Source organism: Niallia sp. FSL R7-0648, from assembly GCF_038007005.1.
GTDB classification, from domain to species: Bacteria; Bacillota; Bacilli; order Bacillales; family Cytobacillaceae; genus Niallia; species Niallia circulans.
On sequence record NZ_JBBOWE010000001.1, the window covers coordinates 463,220 to 488,451 of the forward strand.

The following is a 25,232-nucleotide window of genomic DNA, read 5'->3' on the forward strand; positions in this document are numbered from 1 at the left end:
TAAATTTTTATACATAGATTAAAGGAGATGGAGTTAATGAAATTGATTTGTGAGTCCGGCCAATTAACAGATTACTTATCTGAACAAAAGGAAGTTGATTATTCTAATCCAATCATTAAAGAGAAAAGAGAGGACCTATTTAATTCAGCGCAAACAGAAATTGAAAAAACCAAAACAGCCTTTGAATTCGTCCGTGATGAAATAGGTCACTCCTGGGATATTCAAGGGAAACGTGTGACTTGTATGGCATCCGATGTTTTGAAGTACAAAGAAGGAATTTGTTATGCAAAGTCAAATCTATTAGCAGCTTTATTACGTTCTCAGCATATTCCAACAGGCTTCTGTTATCAGCGATTGATGTTGTTTGACTCTCCAGAAAAAGGATATTGTCTACATGCTTTAAATGCCGTTTATTTAAAATCTCTAAATAAATGGATACGATTAGATGCTCGTGGAAACAAAGCTGGCATTGATGCACAATTTTCCTTAGAGGAAGAAAAGTTAGCATTTACAATTAACGAAAAAATGGATGAAAAGGACTATCCCGTTATTTATGTTCATCCAAATCCCAAAACAATAAATGTGCTAAAGGGCCATAATGATGCATTAGAAATGTACAAACATCATTTGCCTGATAGCATTTAGTACAGGTGTTTAATGGTTTGTAAGGAGATGAGAAAGAGGAAAACGCATTGCTATGGGGGGGATGGGGTATCATGCAACATTCAAGTGTGATATTCATGAAAATCCCTATGACTGTCCAGATAAATTAATTTTATTCGATGAAAAGGATCATGACTACGGATTGATTATACATGATGGTGGTACTTCAAGTATTGAAATTGAATTTTGTCCGTGGTGTGGGTCAAAATTAGCATAGTTTGTGCAGAATTACCGGAGCACAGAATACGTATTGGCCAAATATCGGTTGGAAGAATGAGAATTAGGACAGCTAAAAATTGCATAAGGTGAAACTTTTTATTCCATATAAGCGTACCATTTATTAACAAATTATTAGGGAGGTAAAGCATTGGGAATTTTACTCGACTTATTAAATCTTGCAGTTTATATACCTTTTCTAAAGGTTGATGAAGAAGAGGTATGCAGAAATGTAAAACATCTAAAAAAACATCAATGGTTCCGAAATTACCTTAATGATGAAGAGTGTAGAGGGCTAATTATTCACGATAAGGATGTCCGACAATGTATTGGGAAATTCAATAGTAGTAAACTCAATAAGCATTCTTATCAAAAAAAGTGTCAAGAAAAATTACATAAAGTTCTCCTGCAAAATGGAAATTTTGCCTAAAGCAGTTGCAGGAAAAAAGGCTGTCAAGAGAGTTTTGGCAGCCTCCTTGTTTTTTTCAAAGTGATAAATATTCCTTTTCATATACATATTGCACTTGCAGTAAAACTTGGGCTGCGTGCTGTTTAAATTTGAATTCCACAGGCTTTCCTTTTCTAAAATATAGCCCAGCTTCATGCGGAGATTTTTCTAATCCAGCAAACAACCGACCTGCCCCCACACTAGGATGTGGACCAAATAAATGGATGAATGGTTGTATAATTAGTGGCAGCCCGCCATTTCTCCCTTTGCGCATTGTATTGTTATTGCCTGGATCTATACTGATAATTGTCACACCCTCTCGCTTTAATTCTTGCGCAAAAGCATGCGTCCACAAAGTAATTGCCAACTTCGTCGATGCATAGGGACCAATCAATTTCTGAAATTTAGGCGGGTTTGCCAATTCCTCTGGTACGAAAGATTTTTTAAATTTAAATGCATCTGAACTAGTTTGTATAACAATAGCAGGCTTTCCTTTTTTTAAAAGATCAAGTAGTTCCATCGTAATGATAAAGGGAACCACAGTCTGAATTTCGTAATGCAGTTCACGCCCTTGTGGGGAAAAGACGAGCTTCGAGAAACTGCCTCCTGCATTATTGAAGAGAGCATCAAGCTTTGTTTCTTTCTCTTTTATTAGCTTCAAAGCAGACTTTAATTGCCTAAAATCAGCTATATCAGCATGATAAACTCGGATTTCTCCTGCGCGGATTTTTTGCTGCAGCATTTGCTCTTCTTTTGGAAATTCAGAGCGAATTAAAGCTGCAACTGCCCACCCATTCTCGATTAATTTCTTAGTCAGCTCAAGACCTATTCCGCTGTTCGCCCCCGTAACAAGAGCTGTTTTTCTTTCTGCTATAATCATTTTATTACCTCCTATTGGTGATGAAGGAAGTATAGAATATGAAGTTAACTCCATGTCAATAAAAAGAATTCTCCTTGACCTGGAGTTAACTCCATATCTTATAATGACTTTATAAGAAGGAGGACGAACGAATGTATACCATTAAACAGGTAAGTACTCTTACTAGACTAAGTATTGATACAATCAGATATTATGAAAAAATTGGTTTGCTTCCAAACATTAAACGGCTGCCGAATAAGCATCGAGTCTTTACGCAAGCTGATATGGATAGGCTTCAAATGATCACTTGTATGAAAAAGGCAAATCTTAGTTTAGAAGAAGTGAAATTATATCTTGGTATTGCGGAAACAAGTAAGATGACCCCTGAAATGATAGCAGGTATGCTTCAGCAAAAGGAAAAAGTAAAAAATCAGATGGCCCAATTACAGACCGTTTTGGATTTTATCGATGAAAAGTTAGCAGAAGGAACATGGTTAAAAAGAAAAGTATAAAAACGAATGTCATTCTTTTAAGGATATTTCTTAAATCAAACAGATTTTGATTTTATCATAACTAAAGTGGAAGGTAAGTGACATTAGTAATAGGAAATTTAAAATAACTATGCCCCTGTAATGATATTGCAATCAATATCATTACAAGGTACATTATTTATTTTGAAATTGTAACTTACTTAATCAGAGTGTGCGACAGCCTTGACTTCAATCAACTGCTCCGGAAACGCCAGGTAAGTTACACCGATGAGGCTGCCGGCTGGTCTGTGTTTTTCCAGGTATTCTTTGAACAGACTGATGACTGGCTCAGTGTGCTCCTGCGGGTTTGTTAGAAAGATTTCCACATAAGCGAGGTTGGACTTCGTGATACCAAATTCATTCAAAACTCGATCAAGGTTTTCTAATGTTTGGCGAGTTTGTGCCTCAATATTATCCTTGCCAACGAACATACCATCCTTATCGTGCGAAAATTGACCTGAAATGTAGATAGTACCGTTGACACTATATCCTTGGGTAATACCGTGGTCCCATAGGTTGTGATTGTAGGTTTTAATAGTAGTCATTTTTTTCTCTCCTTTATCTCGAATTAAGGTAAGTATAAAATGAATATAAAGAAAAAAATAGTACGCACTATTTAGATAGCTACTATCAGAAAGGAAAGTGTCAATATGAGTATGGCTGATTATAAAGAAAAGGGTAATATCCAAGAGACGCCTTTTGGATATACACTGACAGTTGTTGGAGGTAAATGGAAAATGCTAATTCTGTATCTCCTTTCAGAAAGTCAACCTGTTCGCTTTAATGATATGAAAAGAAGAATAGGAACAATTACCTTTAAAACATTAAGTTCGCAGCTTAAAGATTTAGAAGCAGATGGGATGATTATACGAAAGGAATATCCTCAAATTCCTCCTAAAGTGGAATACAGTCTAACACATAAAGCAGAATCGATCCTGCCTATTTTAGAACAGTTATGTGAATGGGGAGAAAAAAACCGCAATATTTAACTTCTTTTGGCAGGATAATCAGAACTCATTTGAATCAGAATGAGCTAAATTTAGTCTCTTGTATTAGAAAACAGAAAACAGTTACCTAACTGGTAGCTGTTTTCTTAGTGTGCGGGCATATTCACTAGCGAGACGGTGAAAGTTCTTATTATTCGTACTCTATAGAAATATGGTGTTCATTCGATGGATGAAAGCTAGATTTCGCCTTACTCCAGTAAAAATTGCGTTCATTCTAAGGATAAAGTCCCTTTTCACTTTACTCCAGTTTGTGTAGTCGAGCTGGATTTCCGCCACTACTTTCATCATAGTCTTGATTATTTAGGCTGAAATAAACTATTAGCAAGCTAGAAGATACAGTATATAAGCTGGAATTTCCCCTTAAAAAAAGAGTGTTCCCATTTAAAATGGAAGCACTCCCATGTAGTAACCAATAATATTAAAAAGTAAACACCAAAGAAAAGAACCGATTGCAGCAAATAACATATATTTTGATAGATTCATACCAGAAATGCCTGAAAAGTAAGATGTTAATCTTCTGACACCTGGGATGAAATTAGCAATGACTATTGTCCAAGGGCCATATTTATCAAACCAATTTTCCACGCGTTCTAATTTGCTAGGGGTGAGCTTGATCCATTTTCCGTGGGTAAGCAGAAAGGGTTTGCCAATTTTCTTGCCTAATGTGTAATTGATAACCATTGCACTAAGGGCACCAATAAAGCAAATGATATCTGCAGCTAGAAAATTCATTATGGAAATGGAAGAAAGATAGCCTACAAAGGTTAGTAATGCTTCATCGGGAACAGGAATGCCTAAACCGCTTAATGCAAAAAGCACAAAAATGGCAATGTAGCCGAATTGGGAAATGAAATGTATGGATGTACTCATCTATATTACTCCGTTCTTTATTTCTCGTTAACTAGCTAAATAATGACTGTAAAAGATTTATTTATCTTTTGAAAGAAATCCACAGTATATAGTAGTTAAGTAAAATGTGCCTATTCCATGACAAAATAGTCAAGAAATAATGCGACTTTCCTATCATACAGCGAAATAAAGAAAAATGGGAGTGAGAAGTTCTAAGAAGTTAATTTTAAGATCATTTTATGAAGAGTTGTTAACGATGTAAATAATAATAAAGCAAACAAGAATCAATGATCGTGTCCAGATTACTTTTTGGCTGAGTCCCGCTCTTTTTTCTAGGAAAAAGATATAACCGTTTATGAGAGCAAACCCTAGAATAAGAGTAGGTACAGAAAAGGAGTGCTCGGAGGACAAGAGGGCATTGGCAATAACCAGAGAGATAATCAGCATGCCGATGGAACCCCAGACTAGTTCGATATACAGACTTCTTTTATTCTCCATAATTTTGACACCTCCTTATGAAAAAGTCACCATTATTTACATTATTAAGCATATCATAAGTATGTTGGTACAAAGAAAGAAATTACACTCGAATGATTTGACTTTGAGTCATATTTGCATTACTTTAATGACAAATAGAAAAGTAGTCAATGGGAAAATGAAGCATGCTAGAAAAATATAAGGAGGTTTTTTGAGGATGAGAACAACAATTGAAAAAGCACTTTCCTTAGGTTTAGGTTTAGCGATTGCAGGTAAAGAACAAGTAGAAAAAACAGTTGAAGAATTAGTGAAAAAAGGAGAGGTAAGCAAAAATGAATCAAAAGATTTAATCAATCATTTGATTCAAAAGGGAGAGGAAATGAAAGGTCAGCTTGAAGCAGTAGCAAAAGAAAAGGTAAATGCTGCTTATGGAGAATTAAAGCTGGCTACTTTAGAGGATGTAAAGAAATTAGAAAAAAGAATAGAGGCATTAGAAAGAAAAAATCTCGACGAATAAAGTAGGTTTGTAAATGGGTGTAAGTAAACGTATTAGACAGATGAAAAGATATCGCAAAATAACGTCTATTCTCGCTCGTAACGGAATAGGCTTTTTTTCCAATAAGATCGGATTGGAGGAGAAGTTTTTCTTTCATAAAGAACATCCTCCTAAAAGCACTGGAAGACGTATCCGCTTAATACTCGAAGAACTTGGAACTACTTTTATTAAACTTGGGCAGATTGCCAGTACCCGTCCTGACTTAATTCCGCCAGAAATAATTAATGAATTAAAAGAACTGCAAGACCAAGTACCTCCCTTTACATATGGAGAAGCCGTTCAGATTTTAGAAGAAGAATTAGGTGATTCTGTCGATCATCTGTTCAAACATTTTTCTGAAACTCCATTGGCGGCAGCATCCATTGGGCAAGTGCATAAAGCAATCCTTAAAGACGGGACGCAGGTTGCTGTCAAAATACAACGTCCTAATATTCATGCTATCATCGAAACAGACTTAGAAATTATCGCCGATTTGGCCCGAATCGCGGAGAATACATGGGGTTGGGCAAAGCAGTATGGCCTTCGCGAAATTGTTGATGAACTTGCAAAAGGTCTGCTGATTGAATTAGACTATGGAATCGAAGCCAGAAATATGGAGCGTTTTCTAGAGCAGAATAAATCGATAGGATATGTTGTCATCCCGTCAGTTTACTGGGATTATTCCACAAAAAAGGTATTGACGATGGATTATATAGAGGGAATAAAGCTATCTGACCATAAGCGATTAGATGAAGCTGGAATTGATCGCGAACTGCTTGCAGAAAGATTAGCCTATACGATTTTCTATCAAATTCTAGAGGTTGGTCATTTTCATGCCGATCCTCATCCGGGAAATGTACTTGCCCTACAGGATGGGCGCATCGTTTTATTAGATTTTGGGATGGTAGGCCAGCTTTCTTCTTATACGAAAAAGAGTTTTGCTTCCTTCGTTGTGGCTCTTCGTAATAAAAGCACGAAAGGAATCATTCGCGCGATTTCTGATTTAGGCATGATTCCCGAAAATGTTGATATAAAAAAATTAACAGCTGATGTGGAAGAGTTACGCGATAAATATTATAATATTCCGCTGAAAGACGTAAGTGTGGGTGAAGCAATTAATGATTTATTTATCATTGCCTTCCGTCATAACATAAGAATTCCTTCCGAATTAACCCTTTTAGGAAAGGCGCTTATGACGATGGAGGGAGTTGTTGTAGCACTTGATCCTACTTTTAGTGTATTTGATGTGGCGGAGCCATTTGGAAGAAAGCTATTTCTTGATAAGCTCAAGCCGTGGAAAATAGTGAAAAATATAGTAGAGGAAATACCAGAATACTTTGCTTCATTAAAAGATATTCCGATTACCGCCAAACAGTTAATGGGAATTCTTCGTAAGGGAAAAGTGCAGGTGGAATTTACCTCCCCACAGTTAGATTTATTAATCAAAAAAATTGATCGATTCAGTAATCAAATCGCGTTTAGTATTGTGCTGCTGGCATTGAGTATCGTGATGGTCGGTCTCATTATTGGCGTTGCACTTAGCGGAGTACAAACCGTTCTCTGGAAATTTCCAATCATTGAAATTGGCTTTTCAATCGCCATGTTGATGGTTGCTTGGCTTATTTACTCGATTTTTCGGTCAGGCAGGTTTTAGAATAAGGAGAATGAAAAGTGTCAAAAACTCTCTATTCGAGTTTTTGACACTTTTTTTGGTCACGCCTTTGTATGGTCTTTTCGTAAACATTGTTGCTTTTTTAGATATTAAGGGTTAAATGTGTTTAAAAAACTTATGGAATATTATCCCTTCCCGCTTTGTTGTGTTAGAATAAGAATGTATGTTCGATTGTGAAAAAGGGGGATAACTTTAAGATGTTAAAGAATAGAGAAGATATAATAAAGCTAATCCAAAGCGATGAAAAAATGATGGAGATTATAAAGGTTGCGAGTTCATTGAATTTGCCTGATTGGTGGATATGTGCTGGATTTGTACGTTCAAAAATCTGGGACACATTGCACGGGTTTAAGGAAAGAACTGAGACTCCAGACGTAGATGTTATTTATTTTGATAACGCAAAAATTGATGAGAATTTTGAAAAGAAATTAGAGAATAAGTTGAAAAGTATAATGCCTAATATACCTTGGTCTGTTAAAAATGAAGCAAGAATGCACGTCATTAATAATCTTCCTCCTTATTCTTCTTCGGAAGATGCTATTTCAAAGTTTCCAGAAACTGCAACTGCTCTCGGAGTAAAGATAGACAAGGATAATAAACTGGTTCTTACTTCTCCTTGTGGAACTGATGATGTCATTAATTTAGAACTGAAACCGACTCCCTATTTTATTGAAATAAAAGAACTTGCTGCAATTTACGAGGAGCGAATTATAAAAAAGAATTGGAAGGCTATTTGGCATAAAATTAAAGTCCAACACATATTAAAAAACTAATTAGGAAATATGCCGTTTCATTTTATAGAATGGCTTTTTTATACCTAAGGTGGTGGATACCTTTTTTAACATATCCTTCTTTCCTAAGATTAATAGGCTCGTGTTTCAATGTCTTTATCAGAGCGAATTTCTTATAGGTTGTAGTATCAGCGCATAGCAAAGAAGCTGGTTCACTATCATTCCCTATAACCGCATCTATTTCTTCCGCTCGCACTCGGCCTTGATTATAACCTGCAACTACGGTTCTGAACTACCACAACAGCAATTTTAAGGTTACTAGTCTGTCTCTTCCCCCACATTTCTTTGTTTTTCTGTCTAAGGCTTACATCCTTTTAAAGACTCGTTAAAAAGGGTTCATCACTTTCCAGCATTCCTTTCAAAATTTGAAATCTTTGGGGTGTGTAGCTATATCAAGTGAATTAGTATATTTTTCCAATTTTACCCTAACCGTCACCGTCAAATCTAGTCTTTTATCGGCAGTTACGCCTAAAATTAACCGCACTTCGAATCTATTCCTGCAGTAAATAACGGAAATATTTGGATGTTTGTAGCTTCTTCTTGAAATGGTATAGATAAACAATCAACTAAAACAGGAGGAGTTTGCTGATGAAGGCTGTTACATTTCAAGGAACGAAAGATGTACAAGTAAAGGAAGTGGAAAATGCGAAGCTTAAAAAAAAGGATGATATCGTCGTTCGCATTACCTCCACGGCTATTTGTGGATCTGATTTACATATTTATCAGGGGGCATTGCCGGCTGAAAAAGACTATGTCATAGGACATGAACCTATGGGAATTGTGGAAGAAGTAGGGCCTGAAGTAACAAGAGTAAAAAAAGGAGATCGTGTTGTACTACCATTTAACATTGCTTGCGGACATTGTTACTATTGCGAGCATGATATGGAAAGCCAATGTGATAATGCTAATTCCAATAAGGACATTGCAGATACGGGAGCATATTTTGGCTTTACAGAACGGTATGGAGATTATCAAGGGGGACAAGCAGAATTGTTACGAGTTCCATACGGGAATTTTGTTCCTTTTGTTATCCCGGAGTCCTGTGAATTAGAGGATGAAGCCTTGTTATTTATGTCCGACGTCCTTCCAACGGCATATTGGAGTGTCGAAAATTCAGGCGTAAAAGAGGGCGATACGGTCGTCGTTTTAGGTTGTGGACCTGTTGGATTAATGACTCAAAAATTTGCTTGGATGAAGGGGGCAAAGCGCGTTATAGCAGTTGATAATATTCCATATCGCTTAAACCACGCTCAAAAAATGAACCAAGTGGAAATTGTTAATTTTGATAATCATGGAGATACAGGCAACTATATAAAGGAACTGACTTCTGGTGGAGCCGATGTAGTAATCGATTGTGTAGGCATGGACGGAAAGAAAACACCTATGGAAGCAATTGGTCAAAAGTTGAAGATTCAGGGCGGAACAATCAGTGCTATCGAAATTGGTATGAATGCTGTTCGTAAGTTTGGTACCATGCATTTAACAGGTGTTTATGGATCTAAATATAATATGTTCCCATTAGGAAATATTTTTGAACGAAATATTACAGTTAAAACAGGACAAGCACCAGTAATACACTATATGCCCATGTTATTTGATTGGATTACTACAGGAAAAATTGATCCAACGGAAATTATTACACATCGCATTGCATTAGATGATGCGAGCAATGCTTATCAAATGTTTAATGATCACCAGGATGAAGTAATTAAAGTTGTCCTTAAACCTTAATTGTTCGAAAAAGCCATCGAAGGAAGATGATCGATGGCTTTTCACTTCTTTATCAACCCCTTCCGAACATATGGCAATTTATCGACTATTTGACGCTATCCATATGTTTCTACTATCTAACCCTTTATAATAAAAGTGTAAACCAGCTAACACAGAGAGGGACGTTTTCGATGAGAAAATACTCCAAGATGATTAAGCCTTTTGATATTATTATGGTTGTTCTCCTCTTAATCATTTCATTTGTCCCAATGGTCGTATTTGCGATGCACCAAGGGAAGGAAGAAGAAGGGAATAAAGTCATGGCAGTCATTACACAGGACGGGAAAGTCATTCGTGAAGTAGAACTAACAGGTCATACAGAAAATGAACAATTTATGATAAAAGGAAAAGGAAAACAATATAATTTAATCGAAGTGGAAAATGAACAAATCAGAATTAAAGAAGATAATAGTCCAGACCAAATTGGCGTCAAAATGGGATGGAAAGGCATACCTGGTCAAACAATTATATGTCTGCCCCATAAAGTTTTAATCGAAATAGTAGCAGACAAACCGGAAAAGGCAGAGGAGGATGGATTGATTTTGTCGCATTAGTTAATTGTTTTGTGTGGAAAGCGGTGTTCAATCACCGCTTTCTTTTGTTTTTGTGGTGTTTGTGGTTTGGCTGAAAAAGGGTGAATTTTGGCTGATAAAGAATGGAGTTTGGCTGATATCCGCAAAATTAGCCTTTAATATACTTCCTTACAGCAAATAAAAAAAGGAAATGGTCCAAAAAATAATAAAAAACCGATTCCACACTCTGATACTCATGGAGAATCGGCTCTTTTTAATAAAAATGTTTATTTTTCGTCGTCTTCCATAAAAGGCTTATTAACGTAATAATACATAACCCCCATAAAACCAACCCCGCCGATTAAATTCCCTATTGTTACGGGCACTAAGTTACGAATAATGGCTGGGATAGTGACAGCTGGATTTTGATCTAAAACATAAGAAATAGAGAATGTTGCCATATTAGCAATGCTGTGTTCATAGCCTGAGATAAAAAAACAGAAAACGAATAAAATCATTACCGTTATTTTAGCGATATCTTCTTTTAAAGCCATAGGGATAAAGAATGCTAAACAAACAAGCCAGTTACATAAAATTCCTCGAAAGAAAAGTTCACTTATGGGTGCCTGCAATTTAGTTTCTGCAGCGTGAAGTAAAAAGTCATTGACACTAGGTGACTTAAACAGCCCGGTTAATAAAATGAAAACAGCAAAGAAAATTGCTCCGACTATATTTCCTGCATAGCTAGTTCCCCAAACTTTAAAGACATCGGTCCACTTGATTTTTTTTCTTAATGCAGCATAAGTATAGTAAAAGGTGTTTCCTGTAAATAAATCTCCGCCACCATAGGCGATAAGAATAATAGCTGCGCCGAATACTAATGCAGCCATAGGATAGGCAAAAGGAGATTCCACTGCATAGAAGAAATTCCCTGTCTTAAATGCAACAATTACTCCAAATCCAATAAACATGCTGGCGACAACGGCACGCATAAAAAAGCGAAACTTACTGCGTTTATAAATTTTTAATTTTTTTAAGGCTAATTTTTCTACTTCATAAAGAGATGCGCCTTCCATATTCCTAATCCTCCTGAAAAAAGGTTATCTTCGATTAACACTGTAGTAATGTTTCTTACTCTATTATTATCATGTTGATTTCATAAGAGGTCAATGAAATTATGTGAAAAAAATCACAATAATAATGTATATTCGAAATTTGTTCACATTTCTACCGAAAGTTAACGATCTTATTATAGTTCCCGAAATACTAAATTAAAAATATACATAAAATATGCAAGATTTTTCTGAAAATACTGTTAATATAAGATGATTCATGTATCGGAAAATAGAATAAAACGTGTAATATCAGCTTGGAATAATTTGTCGAAGAATTCATGTTATATTTTCTTACAAATGTATAGACTTTATATTTATTCAATCATAAAATAGAAGATGGAAACTAATAAGGGAGTGAAGAGCTCATGACTTCAGCATATCGCATTTCAATGCTTGTAAACGATCAGCCGGGAGTTCTGGCTCGTATATCCAGTTTATTTGGAACGCATCATGTTAATATTGAAGATATCAAAACGAAAAAATATAAACGAGAAGCAACGACGAGAATACAAATTTCTAGTTCGGCAGAGGAGAAGCAAGTACAAAACCTTATCCTAGGATTACAGGGATTAATGGATGTTGTAGAGGTAGATGCAGATGCCATTCATCAATCTGCTTTTCAGCAACGACTGCTTCAACGTACAAATACTATTCAGACCCTAAGAGAGCAAAAAACACTAAGCAAGAAAGTATCTTACTGGCTAGTTGCCTGCAGCTTGTTCTTAACATTATTCGGTACGAATATTCCTGCCTCCCTTTATTCTCTTTACCGTGTAGAATGGGGACTTACACCGGGAATGATTACCCTTGTATTTGCTATTTATGCTTTTACGGTTATTCCAGCAATTGTGATTGCGGGGCAATTATCCGATCAGATTGGAAAAAAGAAAGTACTTATCCCGGGAATTTTCTTTTCCCTTATAGGAACATTTTGCTTCACCATAGCGAATGGTCTGGGAATGCTGCTTATTGGTCGCTTATTCCAAGGATTATCTGTTGGAATTTTAAATGGGGTAGCAGTAGCTGCTTTAACGGAGCTTGATGAGAATAAAAATACAAAAAAGACTGCGTTAATATGTGCTCTTGCTGTTACCCTTGGGAATGCGTTCGGCCCCATTCTCTCCGGATTACTTGGTGATTTTGCTCCAATTCCATTGAGATTATCTTATTATGTACATTTATTATTTATCATTCCCTGCTTTATCTTCCTATTTTTCTTAAATGAAAATATTAGACCAGGTTTAAAGCCTGTTCAATTGAAGAAGCCATTTGTTCCAAAAGAGATAATGAAACCATTCTTACTAGCATCTTTTACTTCTTTTGTGGCATGGTCGATTATTAGTATGTTTATGTCGTTAATTCCATCTAATCTGTCTAGCTTTACAACTGTAAGTAGTTTAACGATATCAGGCGTAGTTGTAGCACTTGGATTAATCGCCGCTGCTTTTAATCAAATTTTATTAAAACAATTATCACTAATGAAATTAATGACAATTGGATATGTGTTCCTTGCATTGGGTCTTATCCTTCTAGTTATTACGATTGATACGAAATCACTGACCTTATTGTTGATTTCTGCTGTATTGATTGGCGGGGGAAATGGACCAGCTTATGCAGGAAGTCTAGCACTAGTTAATGAAGTAGCTCCAAGTAAAACGAAAGGGAATATTGTATCTACTTTCTTTGTCATTACTTATCTTGGTGTGAGCCTGCCAGTTATTGGTCTTGGCTATTTATCTCAGTCTTTTGGGGTAGCTGGGGCTGTAACGACTTATGTACTCATTATGGGAGCACTGTTAGTAGGAATTGCAGGCTTTGCGTGGAAAGAGGGAAAATCCATTTTTCCTAAATGAGATGTTGTAAATTAAAAGGCCGGATTTACTTATAAAAAGTAAACTGGTCTTTTTTCAACCCTGCCAACTAAAAGTAAAAGAATTGTAAAGAAATAAAAAAGTATTAATAATTATCTCGATATTGAATAGAATGTTGATGTAGAAGATTTGGCGAGGGAATCTACCTATGACATATCATAGAAACGAATTGGAAGGCCCCGAGACAGAGACGATCTAGGAGCCTAGCTTGAAGGTTTGAATAAATAAGTAGATTCCCTTAACCAATGAAAACTTTAAGCAGTAGAATCATGTAAGAAAAAGAGGCTGAAGAAAAATTAAAAAATTTGTCGAAAAGAGGTTGCTTTTTTTACATGATGATTATATAATAAAAAACATGTTAAGGACATGTTAAAAAACAGTAAAGAAAACTTAATAAATGCGGGTGTAGTTTAATGGTAAAACCTCAGCCTTCCAAGCTGATGTCGTGGGTTCGATTCCCATCACCCGCTCCATACATAGCTCACAACGCAGTGTTTCGTTTCATTAAGAACGAAGCATTGCGTTTTTTATATTTTACGAAAAAAATAGTTGGAAGAAGCGTTCTATAAAAAGCTCTTCTTCCAACCATATTATTCCACAATAGAAAATGAGGCCTCTCCTCCATGAACTTGTACAAACATTTTTAGTAGAGATTCTACCATTTGTTTGGCTTTTTCATTTGCAATAGAGGGTGGGAGATAAATAATCTGAATGGCATTTTTCGTAGATGATTGGACAGGGGCTCTGTCTGAATCGACAAAGGGGCTGCCAAATGGACCAAGTTCATCTTCTGATACAATCAAATTTTCAATGGAATTTATTCTTCCATTAAGGCCAGCGTATTGTTCGCCTTCTTTTCCGATACGTATGTTTATTTTTCCTTGAAGATTGGCACAATCATAAATACCGATCGGAATACCGTATTGAAGGGAAAAGAAGTTATTAATATCAATACTACTATTAATTGGTTCTAAGTAATTCTGTTTTTTGATGCGTCTCAGCAGGCTTTCGGCTGAATGGCGATAACGATTTGGATCTTTGCCTGTCTTTTTAAAGATTTCCCGCCATTCTTTTATAGAAGGGATATCCGTTACATTACTATCTTCTAAATCAAAAAAAATAGACTCTTGAAAAAGTCGCATCCGCCCTTTAATCATTTGCGGCGTGTCCATTACTTGCATACCTTGGTAATAAATGTAGCCAATCTTAAAATTAGGTATCCGTTCTTTAATCTCTTTTGCGATTGAAATATCCAATATATACACCTCCAATATAATAGTTGTCTATGTTATTCTATATTTTAGCGTAATCTTTATAAAAAACCAATGAAAAGGAAGGAGGGGGTCCTATGGATTACCGTGAATTCAAGAAAGATATCATTGCATATAGTAAAACGATCGGAATCGATAAAATAGGCTTTACAAGTGCGAGCACCTTTGAAGAAATGAAAGTACGACTAATAACCCAACAGGAGTTAAACTATCAATCTGGTTTTGAAGAAAAGGATATTGATAAGCGGGTAAATCCCTCCCTTCTATTACATCAGCCAAAGTCCATTATTTCGATTGCATTAGCTTATCCTTCTAAAATGAAGGAAAGAGTAGTCAGCAAAAAAGGGGAGCGCAGAGGGATTTTTTGTCGTGCTTCCTGGGGAACAGATTATCATGTTGTCTTAAAAGATCGCTTGCAGAAGCTTGAAGATTATATAAAAGAACGAATTCCAGATGCTTTGTGTAAGTCAATGGTCGATACCGGAGAATTGGTAGACCGAGCAGTTGCCCAGCGAGCGGGAATTGGTTGGTCTGGAAAAAACTGTGCAATCATTACTCCTGAATTTGGTTCGTATGTTTACTTAGGGGAGATGATTACCAATCTTCCAATCGAGCCTGATACACCGATGGAGGATCAATGTGGAACTTGTAATAAATGCATTGATGTATGTCCAACAGGTGCTCTTGTTCAAGGTGGCCAATTAAATGCACAAAGATGTATAGCGTTTCAAACACAGACAAAGGGCTTTTTAGCGGAAGAATTTAGAGAAAAGCTTGGAAATCGAATTTATGGCTGTGATACATGTCAAACGGTTTGTCCGAAAAATAAGGGCATTGATTTTCATAATCATCCAGAAATGGAACCAGACCCTGAAATAGCAAAACCATTGCTTCAACCACTTCTTTTTATCAGTAATAAAGAATTTAAAGAAAAATATGGTCATATTTCTGGTTCATGGCGTGGGAAGAAGCCGATCCAGCGTAATGCGATTATTGCACTTGCTCATTTTAAAGAAGAAGGAGCAATCAGTGATTTAATTACAGTCATGAAAAAAGATCCAAGACCAGTAATAAGAGGAACAGCCGCTTGGGCACTTGGGAAAATTGGCGGCGATGAATCAAAGACAGCCCTAGAATTAGCAAGACAACAAGAAGCCGATCACGAAGTATTAAAAGAAATGGATGATGCATTACAGCGGTTGGCAAAATAATTAATAGGAATGAACGCTGAAATTTTTCGGAGCAAGAGGAAAAGAGGCGTTCATCAGTTGGATGAAAGCCGAAATCTCGTGGAGCAAGAGGAAAAGAGGCGTTCATCAGTTGGATGAAAGCCGAAATCTCGTGGAGCAAGAGAAAAAGTGGTGTTCATAAGTCGGATGAACGTAATAATCCACAGAGCAAGCAGAAAACAGGCGTTCATTAGAAAATACTCTTTTATCATTTTAACAAATTAATACGAGATGAAAAAAGAAGGCTAGCAATGCCTTCTTTTTTTGTACACTTCTACTCTGCTTTAACATAGTTATTAATGAAGGGAGTAGATGGAATGAGACAACAATTAATGGAGTTAATCGAGAAAAGGATTCAGCAATGTGTTACAAAGGATAGGGAAGCAGTAGTGGATGAAAAATTAGAGAGAAAAAGAAATAGTATGCATAAAAGAAAGGCTGAAATTGTTCATGTGAAGGCGAAAGGGAAAATTGAAGATATGGAAAAAAAGGCGGATGAGACAGAAGAATTAGTGTATTCTGTTCATTTTCAATATTTTATCAAGCAGGGCGAGCTTTTTTTGATTGAAGAAGAGGTCGAAAATCGAAAAGCTGTTGTTTTCAAGGGGGTAATAATTGAAGATACAGAGATTCTGCCAGCTTATCCAGAAGACTATCGAGAGGTGCCATTAGCGGAAGAATGGGGAGAAACAATAGAAAGAGAGAGCCGCTATAAGTATGATCGTTTAAAGGCTGTTCAATATGCAGAAAAATGGTGGAATAGCTATAATCCGAAATACCATCAATTTGAAGTAGATTGCACCAATTATATATCTCAGTGTGTGCATGAAGGCGGGGCACCAATGAGAGGCTATCCTAATCGAAATAAAGGCTGGTGGATGCAAAATAACAATTGGAGTTATAGCTGGGCCGTAGCGAATGCGTTCCCAAGATACTTAGAAACCTCTACTGCTGGATTGCGGGCAAAGCGGGTGGATAGTGCCATGGAGTTAAAACTTGGAGATGTCATTTGCTATGATTTTGAAGGCGATGGGAAATATAATCATACAACGATTGTTACAGGGAAAGATGCGAATGGCGAGCCATTAGTAAATGCGCATACGTATAATAGTCGCATGCGTTACTGGAAATATGAAGATTCGACAGCTTATACACCGAATATTAAATACAAATTTTTTACGATTATCGATGGATAAAAAGGAGACATATCTCTTTCGCATTTCCTTTTCACAAAGTGTATAATGGAACGGAAAGTAACAGTTTAGAGGTGACAAACTTGGCAATACATATTGTTTTATACCAACCACAAATCCCTTCCAATACAGGCAATATTGCCAGAACATGTGCGGGAACAGACACGGTGCTTCATTTAATTCGTCCATTTGGATTTTCTATGGAGGATAAAGCGTTAAAGAGAGCCGGCTTAGATTATTGGGAGTTTGTTAAGATTTATTATTATGACTCTTTAGAGGAATTTTACGATAAAAATGAAGGTGGAGCTTTTTACTATGTGACGAAGGCAGGGGAATCTCCCTATGACTCCTTCGATTACAGTACGCTAAATAAAGAGCATTATTTTATTTTCGGAAGTGAAACAACAGGTCTCCCTGAAGAAGTCATTCAGAATAATGTAAATAAAACGTTACGAATTCCAATGACGGACAATATTCTTTCCTACAATCTTTCGAATACAGCAGCTGTCCTTATTTATGAGGCTTTAAGGCAGCAAAACTTCGCTCATTTAAAATAAAATGAAACCAGAAAACTGGATAAATCGAAACAAGTATACGAAGATTCTACGTATACTTGTTTATTTTTTGGAATTACAGTGAGAAAAGGCACCTAGTTTAGCAAGCAGGCTAATTCTTTTGGTCAGAAAGATTATTGGTATATTATATAGGATATAGTTACTATCAGTAATTTTGGGAGACAATAAGAAAAAACAAAGGAGAAGATCTCATGAATCAAACAATCGAAACCATACTCAATCATCATTCTGTTAGAAAATTTACAGATGAGGAGTTAACACAAGAGCAAATTCGTCTCCTTGTTGAAGCTGCGCAAAGTGCTTCTACCTCTAGCTTTGTACAAGCATATAGTATTATTGGGGTAAAGGATAAGGAGAAAAAGAAAAAACTAGCATCCTTAGCTGGAAATCAGCAATACGTAGAGAATAATGGTCATTTATTTATTTTCTGTGCTGATTTATATCGTCATACAGTTGCTGCTGAAATGGAAGGAAAGAAGGAAGCCGCTCAGGACTCCATTGAAAGCACGGAAAAGTTTATGGTAAGCCTTATTGATGCTGCGCTTGCTTCGCAAAATATGGCCATTGCTGCAGAATCATTAGGACTTGGTATTTGTTATATAGGTGGTATTCGCAATAATTTAGTGGAAGTAAGTCAGCTATTGAAAACGCCTGATCATGTACTGCCATTATTTGCTTTAGTTGTAGGTTATCCAGACCAACAAACAGAGAAAAAGCCTAGAGCTCCTTTTCATCATATTTATCATGAAGATCAATATGAGCAGGATGATGCACAATATAAAAAAGGACTACAGGAATATAATGAAGAAATCACAGCTTATTATCAGGAAAGAACAAATGGAGCAAGATCGGATACGTGGACTGCGCAAATGGCTGCTCATTTTGAGCATAAATCGCGTATGTATATGAAGGAGTTTGTGCAGCAGAAAAAATTTGATTTGAAATAAACAAAAAAACAGTGTCGGAAGTATACCGATGCTGTTTTTTATTAGTAAAATAAGAAATTAGTGATTATAAGACAGCATTTTTCCTACAAAGAAAAGGTTTTTCCTCCAATTAGTTCGCTTCACTAAAAAAACTATTCCCTCTTTTAAGCATGTTCGTATTCGCTGGTGCATAGATTATATTAATCGTCTCTGATAAAGTGACAGGGGAGGTCCATATGAGTATATTAAAGAAAATCGAGATGCATAGACAAGAAGAAGAGTTGTTGAAGTGGGAAGGGACATTTGAAGAATACCTAGAAATATTGAAGGAAAAGCCATGGGTTGGTCAATCCGCGCATTCAAGGGTTTATAACATGATTAAAGATGCAGGTATTGATGAAGTAAATGGAAAAAAACAATATAAATTTTTCTCTGATCAGCTCTTTGGTTTAGAAGAGCCGTTAGAAAGATTAGTAGAGGAATATTTCCATCCAGCTGCTAAGCGTTTAGATGTAAGGAAACGTATTTTATTATTAATGGGTCCAGTCAGTGGTGGAAAATCTACATTGGTAACCATGTTAAAAAGAGGCTTAGAAGCCTATACGTACACGGATCGTGGAGCGGTATATGCGATTAAAGGCTGCCCAATGCATGAAGATCCACTTCATATGATCCCACATAGTCTAAGAAAAGATTTTTATGATGAATATGGAATCCGCATTGAAGGAAACTTATCACCACTTAATATGATGAGACTTCAGGAAGAATATAATGGAAAAATCGAAGATGTAATCGTCGAAAGAGTATTTTTCTCAGAAGATAAGCGAACTGGAATAGGAACCTTTAGTCCATCTGATCCGAAATCCCAAGATATTGCTGACTTAACGGGAAGTATTGATTTCTCGACAATTGCTGAATATGGATCTGAATCAGATCCAAGAGCCTATCGTTTCGATGGCGAGCTGAATAAGGCAAACCGAGGGATGATGGAGTTCCAGGAGATGTTAAAATGCGATGAGAAATTCTTATGGCATTTATTATCCTTAACACAAGAAGGAAACTTTAAAGCGGGAAGGTTTGCTCTCATTTCTGCTGATGAGTTGATTGTCGCCCATACAAATGAAACGGAATATCGCTCCTTTATTTCCAATAAAAAGAATGAAGCACTGCATTCCCGGATTATTGTCATGCCAGTTCCATATAATTTAAAAGCATCAGAAGAGGAAAGAATCTATGAGAAAATGATTCGCGAAAGTGATGTTGCCGATGTTCATATTGCCCCACACACTTTAAAGATAGCCGCTATCTTTACTATTTTAACTAGATTAAAGGAGCCTAAAAAAGGTGATATTGATCTAGTGAAAAAAATGCGTCTATATGATGGCGAAAGTGTAGAAGGCTTTAGTTCGGCTGATTTAAAGGAACTGCAAAATGAATATGGGGATGAAGGAATGAGTGGCATTGACCCGCGTTATGTGATTAACCGGATTTCTTCTACCATTATTCGCAAGGATGTTACAAGCATCAATGCATTAGATGTGCTTTTATCCATAAAAGAAGGCTTGGATCAGCATTCTTCTATTACGAATGAATTAAAAGAAAAGTATTTAAATTGCATTTCCTTAGCACGGAAGGAATATGATGAAATTGCGAAGAAAGAAGTACAAAAGGCATTTGTTTATTCGTATGAAGAGTCAGCTAAAACGTTAATGGATAACTATTTAGATAATGTAGAAGCCTATTGCAATAAAAATAAGCTTCGTGACCCATTAACTGGTGAGCCGATCAATCCAGATGAAAAACTAATGCGTTCGATTGAAGAGCAAATTGGTATCTCCGAAAATGCAAAGAAATCTTTCCGTGAAGAAATCCTGATTCGCATTTCTGCCTATGCAAGAAAAGGAAAACGATTTGATTATAACTCTCATGATCGCTTACGGGAAGCCATCCAGAAGAAGTTATTCGCAGATCTGAAAGATGTTGTAAAAATTACTACATCTACTAAGACACCAGATGAACAGCAATTGAAGAAAGTAAATGAAGTGGTTGCACGTCTTATCGATGAACATGGCTATAATTCCACATCAGCAAACGAGTTGCTGCGTTATGTAGGAAGCTTATTAAATCGTTAATTAAATTGGTCAAGGAGGAACAGGCTAAAAGGCGTCTGTTCCTCTTTTGGCTTAAAGATAGAATAAGTGAATAGATGGAGCATGTCTAAAGCTATTTCTAAAAAAAGTAAAATTATCGAAATTATTAGTAAATTATTTAAGGCAACTGCATATGATAGAGTAATCACTTTATTTAGATAGAGTGATACCCAAATTAGTGTATGCGCAGAGGACTTTATATGTGCACAAAACGTAGAAAAAATTTTTTAGGAGGGGTAAAATGACCGAAAAGCAAAATAAACATCAGTTTGTAATATCCCAAGAAAATTGGTCCCTCCATCGCAAAGGCCACGATGATCAACAGCGACATCAGGAAAAGGTGCAGGAGGCCATTAAAAATAACCTCCCTGATTTAATTACAGAAGAAAACATCGTCATGTCAAATGGGCGAGAAGTAGTGAAAATTCCTATTCGTTCATTAGATGAATACAAGATTCGATATAATTACGATAAAAACAAACATATTGGGCAAGGGAATGGAGACAGTCAAGTTGGCGATGTGGTCGCACGCGATGGTTCTGGAAATCAAAAAGGCCCAGGAAAAGGGCAAGGAGCAGGAGATCAAGCAGGAGAAGATTATTTTGAGGCAGAGGTCTCTTTAATGGAATTAGAAGAAGCTCTATTTAAGCAATTAGAATTGCCGAATTTAAAACGAAAAGAACAAGATCAAATTGTTGTGGAAAATATTGAATTTAATGATATTAGAAAAGTAGGCTTAATGGGTAATATTGATAAGAAAAAAACAATGATCTCAGCATTTAAGCGCAATGCCATGTCTGGGAAACCAGCATTTCATCCCATTTATCCCGAGGATTTAAAATTCAAGACGTGGAACGAAGTGCAAAAACCAGAGTCCAAAGCAGTTGTCCTTGCGATGATGGATACGAGCGGCTCGATGGGCTTGTGGGAAAAGTATATGGCAAGAAGCTTTTTCTTCTGGATGACGAGATTTCTTCGCACCAAATATGAAACAGTAGAAATAGAATTTATTGCCCATCACACGGAGGCAAAAGTTGTGTCGGAAGAAGATTTCTTTTCTAAAGGAGAAAGCGGTGGTACGATTTGTTCCTCTGTTTACCGAAAAGCATTGGAATTGATTAATGATAAGTATGACCCAGGCAGATTTAATATTTATCCCTTCCATTTTTCAGACGGAGACAATTTAACGTCTGATAATGCTCGATGTGTCAAGCTAGTAGAAGAGCTGATGGAAGTATCCAATATGTTTGGCTATGGGGAAGTGAACCAATACAATCGCCACAGTACGCTCATGTCTGCCTACAAAAATATTCAAGATGAAAGATTCCGCTACTACTTACTAAGACAAAAAGCCGATGTGTTTAATGCTATGGCAAGTTTCTTCCGGAAAGAGGAAGAGGGACAGATGTACGCATAAAGAATAGAAGCACAACTCATTAAATGGGTTGTGTTTTTTTTGATCGGACAAGTGTGATGAAATAGGATGTCCGTGTTTTAACAACTTATTTTCTTAAGAGCACACTCTCGTTTGACCCTTATATACAGGGTGAAATATTAGATACTTTTGACAAAGTGGTATTTAAGTAGGTTTAACAAGCCTAAATGATACAAAATTTAATGATGGATACAAGTCTTTACTTTTACAAAAATTAAAACTTAGAGAAACTACTCTCTTTGTACAGCATGACTAGTAAGAAAGAGTAAAAAGGAATATTTTTGCGTTTTCTTATTTAAGCTTGTTTGTATCTTCTTCAACCGTGTTTTCTACTTTTTAATGTTTTTTTTAATGCAGAGACACCGATAAATAGCATCCAAATACTCAAAGGGATAAAGGCTATGACAAAAAGTCTATCGGTAATCATATCCATCATAAATAAAATCAGAATAAAAATTGTTAATATAGTAGCAAGAGAAAATCTATTCATTTTCATCCCCTATTCCTAAGTAGATAGTTTACCGTTTGGTAATTGATATAATACAATACTAGCAAATATTAAAAAAGATTAGATTTTACTCGATATTAAATTAATTCTTGAGAAAGAAGTGGAAAAATGACGAGTCATTATTTTATTGCTACAATGCGAGCTATTCCTGAATTTCATGAAGGGGACAATAATTACTCTTTTCTAAGTGGTGAGGCTTATAAAGAGGTATTACCTTTTACATTACCATACACAAAGCTAGGGCGATGGTCGGAACATATTTTTTCGGTATCTTTATCATCATTTTCAGTAATTGTGTCATAATCATCACTACAGGGACTGCGATGACAGCATCCCAGAAGTTTGTTTGTATCGTTGGGAAATCCATTACATCCACCACCTTTACGGTTTAGTATTCCATTTACCTTTGTAACTAATACATAATTCAAAAGTATCGAATAAACCGCTTAAGGAAGCGCATATTAATGCTGAGGTGGTATTTAAGGAGAAAAATAAAATGGAGAAACGATTTTTAAATGGATTACTTATCGGGAATTTATTGATCCTGCTGCCGATTTTATATAGAAAACCCCCAATTAGAGATTGGATTATTGTGTTTGTGTATAATGCTATTACCAATGGTTTGCTTGATATGCTTTTAACATCTCATAAAGTAATTAGATATCCAGTTCGCTTTCTGCCGACGATATTTAATATACATATATTATTTGATTTCTTAATTTATCCGACATTTACTGTTTTCTATAATCAATTAACGAAGAGAGATAAACCCTTTGCTATTTTCTATAAATTGATTTTTTTTACACTTCCCTTTTTTATTATTGAATTATGGGCTGAAAATAAGACAAAATTAATTGAATGGAATAAGTGGTGGAAATGGTACTATTCTTTTCTAAGCATAATTCTTAAGTCATTAATAACAAGATTCGTTATCGAAATGTTAAGGAAAAAGAACTTTTTGACAAAATGAGCTAATTTGCTTTCTCTAAAGTTTATGTACTTACAAACAAGGGGAAAATATTGGAGACAGACTAAATCTTTCTATCCCATTTTAAAAGAAAACATAGTTATTTCCTTCTTTTTATTGTAAAATGGCGAAGTAGAATAGTGTAACGTAGATTGTTTCATTCAATAATAGTAATTACATACTGTACGTGATTAGGATAGAAGTTAATCCTAAGAAAGGAAAGCAAATGACAAAAATCGTAAATATCATTCTGTTAATTAATGTCATTGGAATTGTTCTTTATGCAGCAGGAGTACTTGATACGGATATCTTCCGTGTGGAGTTTTTATCCTCTGGTGTAATTATGCTTCTGTTTGGTTTAAGAGATGTTGTTAGAGGGGTGAAAAGAAAAAGACGTTAGGAATTTGGCCGTTTATGAAATGGAATGTTGCTTAAAAAGGGTAGGAAGGGAGCAAAAGATGAAGCCTGTTTATCGATGGATCTATATTTTTCTAGGGACAGTTTTTTTGGTTTTAGGAATAATTGGAGCCTTTTTACCTTTGCTGCCAACTACACCTTTTTTATTATTAACATCCTTTTTCTATACACGAGGTTCTGAGCGTATTAATAAATGGTTTCGTTCTACAACGTTCTATCGTGACTATGTGAAAGGATTTCGTAAAGGCGCATTGACGAAAAAGCAGAAAATCAAAATCATTATCACGTGCTATAGCTGCTTAGCTATCAGCGCTATTCTTGTAGATCATTTTTATACTCGAATCATGCTGGGCTGTATTGCGATTGTTCAAGCCATTTCAATGTTTATCATAAAGACGAAAAAAGAGGAACCGGAAGTAATCATAAAAGAATAAGAAAAAAACAGTGGATGACCTTTTTTAAGGAATCCTTTTTTTTGTTCTTATAGGTTAATAGTTGAAAAAAATACTTGTTTAATAGTAAAATAGGATTCTAGTAATTTCCAATTAATAGCCTCAAGATAATTCCCCAGTCACACTAACATTTCCTATTGGAGGTAAAGATGAATAAAATTTCACAAGCAGAAGCAGTTAAATTAAAAAGTGTCCTTTCTAAGCGAATTCATGAACTAGAAGAGGAAATGGATAGAGTTGCATTTGTACAAGTAGAAGCAGGCAAGCCTATTCCGAAGCAAACACGAACAATCCTTGATGTTGAGCAAGAGCTAGAAGAAGTACGCACTGATTATCGATTGCTTGATAAATTAATGTATAGTGCCAATATCGAAAACGAAATAAGCTTTGAAAATACAAATATCACCATTGTGGAAGCAATTGAACTGGCGACACAGCTCCGCGCAAAAGCCCGAAAATATAAAGAGTTTGCGGCAGCGGAAAAGGAAGAATACGTCTATTCTTATAGTGAAACAGTCCAACTAATGAAGGTAGCCACCTTTGAACCAGAGGATTATCGTTTAAAAAGCTTAGAATGTGAACGAAAAGCAAACCGTTTATCCAATTTAATTAACAGTAAAAACTATCAAATTGAGCTAGAATTTGATGGGGAAAAATATTTTTAATTTTTATAGCATGCTTAACGGGCAGGCAGCAAAATTGCTGCTCCTATCTTGAAAATGCGCGAAAGGAACTCAAACTTACTTATCTATTATTGCCTTGAATAGGTGAGACTCCTATTCAAGGATAGAAGG

General features: G+C 35.9%; 29 protein-coding genes, 1 tRNA gene and 1 pseudogene. 22 read left to right on the forward strand and 9 right to left on the reverse strand.

Annotated elements, in window-relative coordinates:
* Window positions 1–36 precede the first annotated feature (36 nt).
* The 3 genes from NSQ89_RS02265 (at window position 37) to NSQ89_RS02275 (ending at window position 1,309) form a co-directional block, all read left to right on the forward strand.
* Window positions 37–645, forward strand: coding sequence for a transglutaminase-like domain-containing protein (locus tag NSQ89_RS02265; RefSeq protein ID WP_341132184.1), 609 nt, complete (start codon window positions 37–39; stop codon window positions 643–645).
* Between the two features lie 61 nt (window positions 646–706).
* Window positions 707–880 (forward strand): DUF6980 family protein, encoded by a 174-nt coding sequence (locus tag NSQ89_RS02270; protein ID WP_235850102.1) that lies wholly within the window; start codon window positions 707–709, stop codon window positions 878–880.
* 150 nt (window positions 881–1,030) lie between these two features.
* Complete coding sequence (locus NSQ89_RS02275; protein ID WP_061800045.1) at window positions 1,031–1,309, forward strand: hypothetical protein; 279 nt, start codon at window positions 1,031–1,033, stop codon at window positions 1,307–1,309.
* 55 nt (window positions 1,310–1,364) lie between these two features.
* Here the strand turns inward: NSQ89_RS02275 and NSQ89_RS02280 are convergent, their stop codons facing one another.
* Window positions 1,365–2,207, reverse strand: a complete 843-nt coding sequence (locus tag NSQ89_RS02280; protein WP_061800050.1) for an SDR family NAD(P)-dependent oxidoreductase — start codon at window positions 2,205–2,207, stop codon at window positions 1,365–1,367.
* A 131-nt stretch (window positions 2,208–2,338) separates the two neighbouring features.
* Here NSQ89_RS02280 and NSQ89_RS02285 point away from each other — a divergent pair, with 131 nt between their 5' ends.
* Window positions 2,339–2,698, forward strand: coding sequence for a MerR family transcriptional regulator (locus tag NSQ89_RS02285; RefSeq protein ID WP_047942863.1), 360 nt, complete (start codon window positions 2,339–2,341; stop codon window positions 2,696–2,698).
* 179 nt (window positions 2,699–2,877) lie between these two features.
* On the opposite strand, the gene NSQ89_RS02290 is transcribed toward NSQ89_RS02285, so the two are convergent.
* Window positions 2,878–3,261: a RidA family protein gene (locus NSQ89_RS02290; protein WP_047942862.1), complete on the reverse strand. Its 384-nt coding sequence runs from the start codon at window positions 3,259–3,261 to the stop codon at window positions 2,878–2,880.
* A 105-nt stretch (window positions 3,262–3,366) separates the two neighbouring features.
* Between NSQ89_RS02290 and NSQ89_RS02295 the strand changes: the two genes are divergently transcribed.
* Entirely contained in the window at window positions 3,367–3,705 is a 339-nt protein-coding gene (locus NSQ89_RS02295; protein WP_341132185.1) for a winged helix-turn-helix transcriptional regulator, read from the forward strand.
* A 399-nt stretch (window positions 3,706–4,104) separates the two neighbouring features.
* Here NSQ89_RS02295 and NSQ89_RS02300 read toward each other — a convergent pair whose 3' ends face one another.
* A complete protein-coding gene (locus tag NSQ89_RS02300) occupies window positions 4,105–4,593 on the reverse strand; it encodes a DedA family protein (RefSeq protein WP_341132186.1) in 489 nt (162 codons plus the stop codon).
* Between the two features lie 216 nt (window positions 4,594–4,809).
* The gene (locus NSQ89_RS02305) at window positions 4,810–5,070 is read right to left on the reverse strand and encodes a hypothetical protein (protein WP_047942859.1); all 261 of its coding nucleotides are present in this window, start codon (window positions 5,068–5,070) and stop codon (window positions 4,810–4,812) included.
* A gap of 196 nt (window positions 5,071–5,266) precedes the next feature.
* Here NSQ89_RS02305 and NSQ89_RS02310 point away from each other — a divergent pair, with 196 nt between their 5' ends.
* From NSQ89_RS02310 to NSQ89_RS02320, 3 genes are all read left to right on the forward strand, one after another.
* A complete protein-coding gene (locus tag NSQ89_RS02310) occupies window positions 5,267–5,566 on the forward strand; it encodes a phasin family protein (protein WP_047942858.1) in 300 nt (99 codons plus the stop codon).
* Window positions 5,567–5,579: 13 nt separating this feature from the next.
* Window positions 5,580–7,238: an ABC1 kinase family protein gene (locus tag NSQ89_RS02315; RefSeq protein WP_336045199.1), complete on the forward strand. Its 1,659-nt coding sequence runs from the start codon at window positions 5,580–5,582 to the stop codon at window positions 7,236–7,238.
* A gap of 215 nt (window positions 7,239–7,453) precedes the next feature.
* Complete coding sequence (locus NSQ89_RS02320; RefSeq protein WP_047942856.1) at window positions 7,454–8,029, forward strand: nucleotidyltransferase family protein; 576 nt, start codon at window positions 7,454–7,456, stop codon at window positions 8,027–8,029.
* A gap of 43 nt (window positions 8,030–8,072) precedes the next feature.
* Here the strand turns inward: NSQ89_RS02320 and NSQ89_RS02325 are convergent.
* Window positions 8,073–8,418 (reverse strand): annotated as a pseudogene (locus NSQ89_RS02325) (IS1595 family transposase); the annotation flags it as partial.
* Window positions 8,419–8,635: 217 nt separating this feature from the next.
* Between NSQ89_RS02325 and NSQ89_RS02330 the strand changes: the two are divergent.
* Entirely contained in the window at window positions 8,636–9,778 is a 1,143-nt protein-coding gene (locus NSQ89_RS02330) for a zinc-dependent alcohol dehydrogenase (RefSeq protein ID WP_047942855.1), read from the forward strand.
* A gap of 170 nt (window positions 9,779–9,948) precedes the next feature.
* Window positions 9,949–10,371, forward strand: a complete 423-nt coding sequence (locus NSQ89_RS02335; protein ID WP_047942854.1) for a NusG domain II-containing protein — start codon at window positions 9,949–9,951, stop codon at window positions 10,369–10,371.
* A gap of 245 nt (window positions 10,372–10,616) precedes the next feature.
* Here the strand turns inward: NSQ89_RS02335 and NSQ89_RS02340 are convergent, their stop codons facing one another.
* On the reverse strand, window positions 10,617–11,405 hold the full coding sequence (locus tag NSQ89_RS02340; RefSeq protein WP_047942853.1) for a formate/nitrite transporter family protein: 789 nt from the start codon (window positions 11,403–11,405) through the stop codon (window positions 10,617–10,619).
* A 404-nt stretch (window positions 11,406–11,809) separates the two neighbouring features.
* Here NSQ89_RS02340 and NSQ89_RS02345 point away from each other — a divergent pair, with 404 nt between their 5' ends.
* Together NSQ89_RS02345 and NSQ89_RS02350 are read left to right on the forward strand one after the other, a co-directional pair.
* Window positions 11,810–13,297, forward strand: a complete 1,488-nt coding sequence (locus NSQ89_RS02345) for an MFS transporter (protein ID WP_061800057.1) — start codon at window positions 11,810–11,812, stop codon at window positions 13,295–13,297.
* Between the two features lie 417 nt (window positions 13,298–13,714).
* Window positions 13,715–13,788, forward strand: a tRNA-Gly gene (locus NSQ89_RS02350).
* Between the two features lie 117 nt (window positions 13,789–13,905).
* Here NSQ89_RS02350 and NSQ89_RS02355 read toward each other — a convergent pair.
* On the reverse strand, window positions 13,906–14,571 hold the full coding sequence (locus tag NSQ89_RS02355) for a B3/B4 domain-containing protein (RefSeq protein ID WP_047942850.1): 666 nt from the start codon (window positions 14,569–14,571) through the stop codon (window positions 13,906–13,908).
* Window positions 14,572–14,663: 92 nt separating this feature from the next.
* Here NSQ89_RS02355 and queG point away from each other — a divergent pair, with 92 nt between their 5' ends.
* The 6 genes from queG to yhbH all read left to right on the forward strand — a co-directional run bounded on the left by queG (window position 14,664) and on the right by yhbH (window position 22,076).
* Complete coding sequence (gene queG / locus NSQ89_RS02360) at window positions 14,664–15,797, forward strand: tRNA epoxyqueuosine(34) reductase QueG (RefSeq protein WP_047942849.1); 1,134 nt, start codon at window positions 14,664–14,666, stop codon at window positions 15,795–15,797.
* 335 nt (window positions 15,798–16,132) lie between these two features.
* On the forward strand, window positions 16,133–17,011 hold the full coding sequence (locus tag NSQ89_RS02365) for an amidase domain-containing protein (protein ID WP_328282858.1): 879 nt from the start codon (window positions 16,133–16,135) through the stop codon (window positions 17,009–17,011).
* 80 nt (window positions 17,012–17,091) lie between these two features.
* Window positions 17,092–17,565 carry a tRNA (uridine(34)/cytosine(34)/5-carboxymethylaminomethyluridine(34)-2'-O)-methyltransferase TrmL gene (trmL, locus tag NSQ89_RS02370; protein WP_095320213.1) on the forward strand — a complete coding sequence of 158 codons (474 nt, stop codon included), beginning with the start codon at window positions 17,092–17,094 and terminating at the stop codon, window positions 17,563–17,565.
* Window positions 17,566–17,774: 209 nt separating this feature from the next.
* Window positions 17,775–18,530, forward strand: a complete 756-nt coding sequence (gene nfsA, locus NSQ89_RS02375; protein WP_095320156.1) for an oxygen-insensitive NADPH nitroreductase — start codon at window positions 17,775–17,777, stop codon at window positions 18,528–18,530.
* Between the two features lie 215 nt (window positions 18,531–18,745).
* The gene (locus tag NSQ89_RS02380) at window positions 18,746–20,641 is read left to right on the forward strand and encodes a PrkA family serine protein kinase (protein ID WP_047942845.1); all 1,896 of its coding nucleotides are present in this window, start codon (window positions 18,746–18,748) and stop codon (window positions 20,639–20,641) included.
* A 259-nt stretch (window positions 20,642–20,900) separates the two neighbouring features.
* A complete protein-coding gene (gene yhbH, locus NSQ89_RS02385) occupies window positions 20,901–22,076 on the forward strand; it encodes a sporulation protein YhbH (protein ID WP_047942843.1) in 1,176 nt (391 codons plus the stop codon).
* 334 nt (window positions 22,077–22,410) lie between these two features.
* Here yhbH and NSQ89_RS02390 read toward each other — a convergent pair whose 3' ends face one another.
* Complete coding sequence (locus NSQ89_RS02390) at window positions 22,411–22,584, reverse strand: hypothetical protein (RefSeq protein WP_341132187.1); 174 nt, start codon at window positions 22,582–22,584, stop codon at window positions 22,411–22,413.
* A gap of 235 nt (window positions 22,585–22,819) precedes the next feature.
* Window positions 22,820–22,969 carry a hypothetical protein gene (locus tag NSQ89_RS02395; RefSeq protein ID WP_341133180.1) on the reverse strand — a complete coding sequence of 50 codons (150 nt, stop codon included), beginning with the start codon at window positions 22,967–22,969 and terminating at the stop codon, window positions 22,820–22,822.
* Between the two features lie 129 nt (window positions 22,970–23,098).
* Between NSQ89_RS02395 and NSQ89_RS02400 the strand changes: the two genes are divergently transcribed.
* The 4 genes from NSQ89_RS02400 to NSQ89_RS02415 all read left to right on the forward strand — a co-directional run bounded on the left by NSQ89_RS02400 (window position 23,099) and on the right by NSQ89_RS02415 (window position 25,103).
* Window positions 23,099–23,572 (forward strand): CBO0543 family protein, encoded by a 474-nt coding sequence (locus NSQ89_RS02400; protein WP_341132188.1) that lies wholly within the window; start codon window positions 23,099–23,101, stop codon window positions 23,570–23,572.
* Between the two features lie 223 nt (window positions 23,573–23,795).
* Complete coding sequence (locus tag NSQ89_RS02405; protein ID WP_156485448.1) at window positions 23,796–23,969, forward strand: hypothetical protein; 174 nt, start codon at window positions 23,796–23,798, stop codon at window positions 23,967–23,969.
* 58 nt (window positions 23,970–24,027) lie between these two features.
* The gene (locus tag NSQ89_RS02410) at window positions 24,028–24,420 is read left to right on the forward strand and encodes a DUF454 family protein (protein ID WP_047942837.1); all 393 of its coding nucleotides are present in this window, start codon (window positions 24,028–24,030) and stop codon (window positions 24,418–24,420) included.
* Window positions 24,421–24,587: 167 nt separating this feature from the next.
* Complete coding sequence (locus NSQ89_RS02415; protein WP_047942835.1) at window positions 24,588–25,103, forward strand: hypothetical protein; 516 nt, start codon at window positions 24,588–24,590, stop codon at window positions 25,101–25,103.
* Window positions 25,104–25,232: the final 129 nt, after the last annotated feature.

Coding starts and splice junctions, on each gene's coding strand:
- NSQ89_RS02265 (WP_341132184.1), top strand. CDS start 37: ATGAAATTGATTTGTGAGTCCGGCCAATTAACAGATTACTTATCTGAA.
- NSQ89_RS02270 (WP_235850102.1), top strand. CDS start 707: ATGGGGTATCATGCAACATTCAAGTGTGATATTCATGAAAATCCCTAT.
- NSQ89_RS02280 (WP_061800050.1), bottom strand. CDS start 2,207: ATGATTATAGCAGAAAGAAAAACAGCTCTTGTTACGGGGGCGAACAGC.
- NSQ89_RS02285 (WP_047942863.1), top strand. CDS start 2,339: ATGTATACCATTAAACAGGTAAGTACTCTTACTAGACTAAGTATTGAT.
- NSQ89_RS02290 (WP_047942862.1), bottom strand. CDS start 3,261: ATGACTACTATTAAAACCTACAATCACAACCTATGGGACCACGGTATT.
- NSQ89_RS02295 (WP_341132185.1), top strand. CDS start 3,367: ATGAGTATGGCTGATTATAAAGAAAAGGGTAATATCCAAGAGACGCCT.
- NSQ89_RS02300 (WP_341132186.1), bottom strand. CDS start 4,593: ATGAGTACATCCATACATTTCATTTCCCAATTCGGCTACATTGCCATT.
- NSQ89_RS02305 (WP_047942859.1), bottom strand. CDS start 5,070: ATGGAGAATAAAAGAAGTCTGTATATCGAACTAGTCTGGGGTTCCATC.
- NSQ89_RS02310 (WP_047942858.1), top strand. CDS start 5,267: ATGAGAACAACAATTGAAAAAGCACTTTCCTTAGGTTTAGGTTTAGCG.
- NSQ89_RS02315 (WP_336045199.1), top strand. CDS start 5,580: ATGGGTGTAAGTAAACGTATTAGACAGATGAAAAGATATCGCAAAATA.
- NSQ89_RS02320 (WP_047942856.1), top strand. CDS start 7,454: ATGTTAAAGAATAGAGAAGATATAATAAAGCTAATCCAAAGCGATGAA.
- NSQ89_RS02330 (WP_047942855.1), top strand. CDS start 8,636: ATGAAGGCTGTTACATTTCAAGGAACGAAAGATGTACAAGTAAAGGAA.
- NSQ89_RS02335 (WP_047942854.1), top strand. CDS start 9,949: ATGAGAAAATACTCCAAGATGATTAAGCCTTTTGATATTATTATGGTT.
- NSQ89_RS02340 (WP_047942853.1), bottom strand. CDS start 11,405: ATGGAAGGCGCATCTCTTTATGAAGTAGAAAAATTAGCCTTAAAAAAA.
- NSQ89_RS02345 (WP_061800057.1), top strand. CDS start 11,810: ATGACTTCAGCATATCGCATTTCAATGCTTGTAAACGATCAGCCGGGA.
- queG (WP_047942849.1), top strand. CDS start 14,664: ATGGATTACCGTGAATTCAAGAAAGATATCATTGCATATAGTAAAACG.
- NSQ89_RS02365 (WP_328282858.1), top strand. CDS start 16,133: ATGAGACAACAATTAATGGAGTTAATCGAGAAAAGGATTCAGCAATGT.
- nfsA (WP_095320156.1), top strand. CDS start 17,775: ATGAATCAAACAATCGAAACCATACTCAATCATCATTCTGTTAGAAAA.
- NSQ89_RS02380 (WP_047942845.1), top strand. CDS start 18,746: ATGAGTATATTAAAGAAAATCGAGATGCATAGACAAGAAGAAGAGTTG.
- yhbH (WP_047942843.1), top strand. CDS start 20,901: ATGACCGAAAAGCAAAATAAACATCAGTTTGTAATATCCCAAGAAAAT.
- NSQ89_RS02390 (WP_341132187.1), bottom strand. CDS start 22,584: ATGAATAGATTTTCTCTTGCTACTATATTAACAATTTTTATTCTGATT.
- NSQ89_RS02395 (WP_341133180.1), bottom strand. CDS start 22,969: ATGGATTTCCCAACGATACAAACAAACTTCTGGGATGCTGTCATCGCA.
- NSQ89_RS02400 (WP_341132188.1), top strand. CDS start 23,099: ATGGAGAAACGATTTTTAAATGGATTACTTATCGGGAATTTATTGATC.
- NSQ89_RS02405 (WP_156485448.1), top strand. CDS start 23,796: ATGACAAAAATCGTAAATATCATTCTGTTAATTAATGTCATTGGAATT.
- NSQ89_RS02410 (WP_047942837.1), top strand. CDS start 24,028: ATGAAGCCTGTTTATCGATGGATCTATATTTTTCTAGGGACAGTTTTT.
- NSQ89_RS02415 (WP_047942835.1), top strand. CDS start 24,588: ATGAATAAAATTTCACAAGCAGAAGCAGTTAAATTAAAAAGTGTCCTT.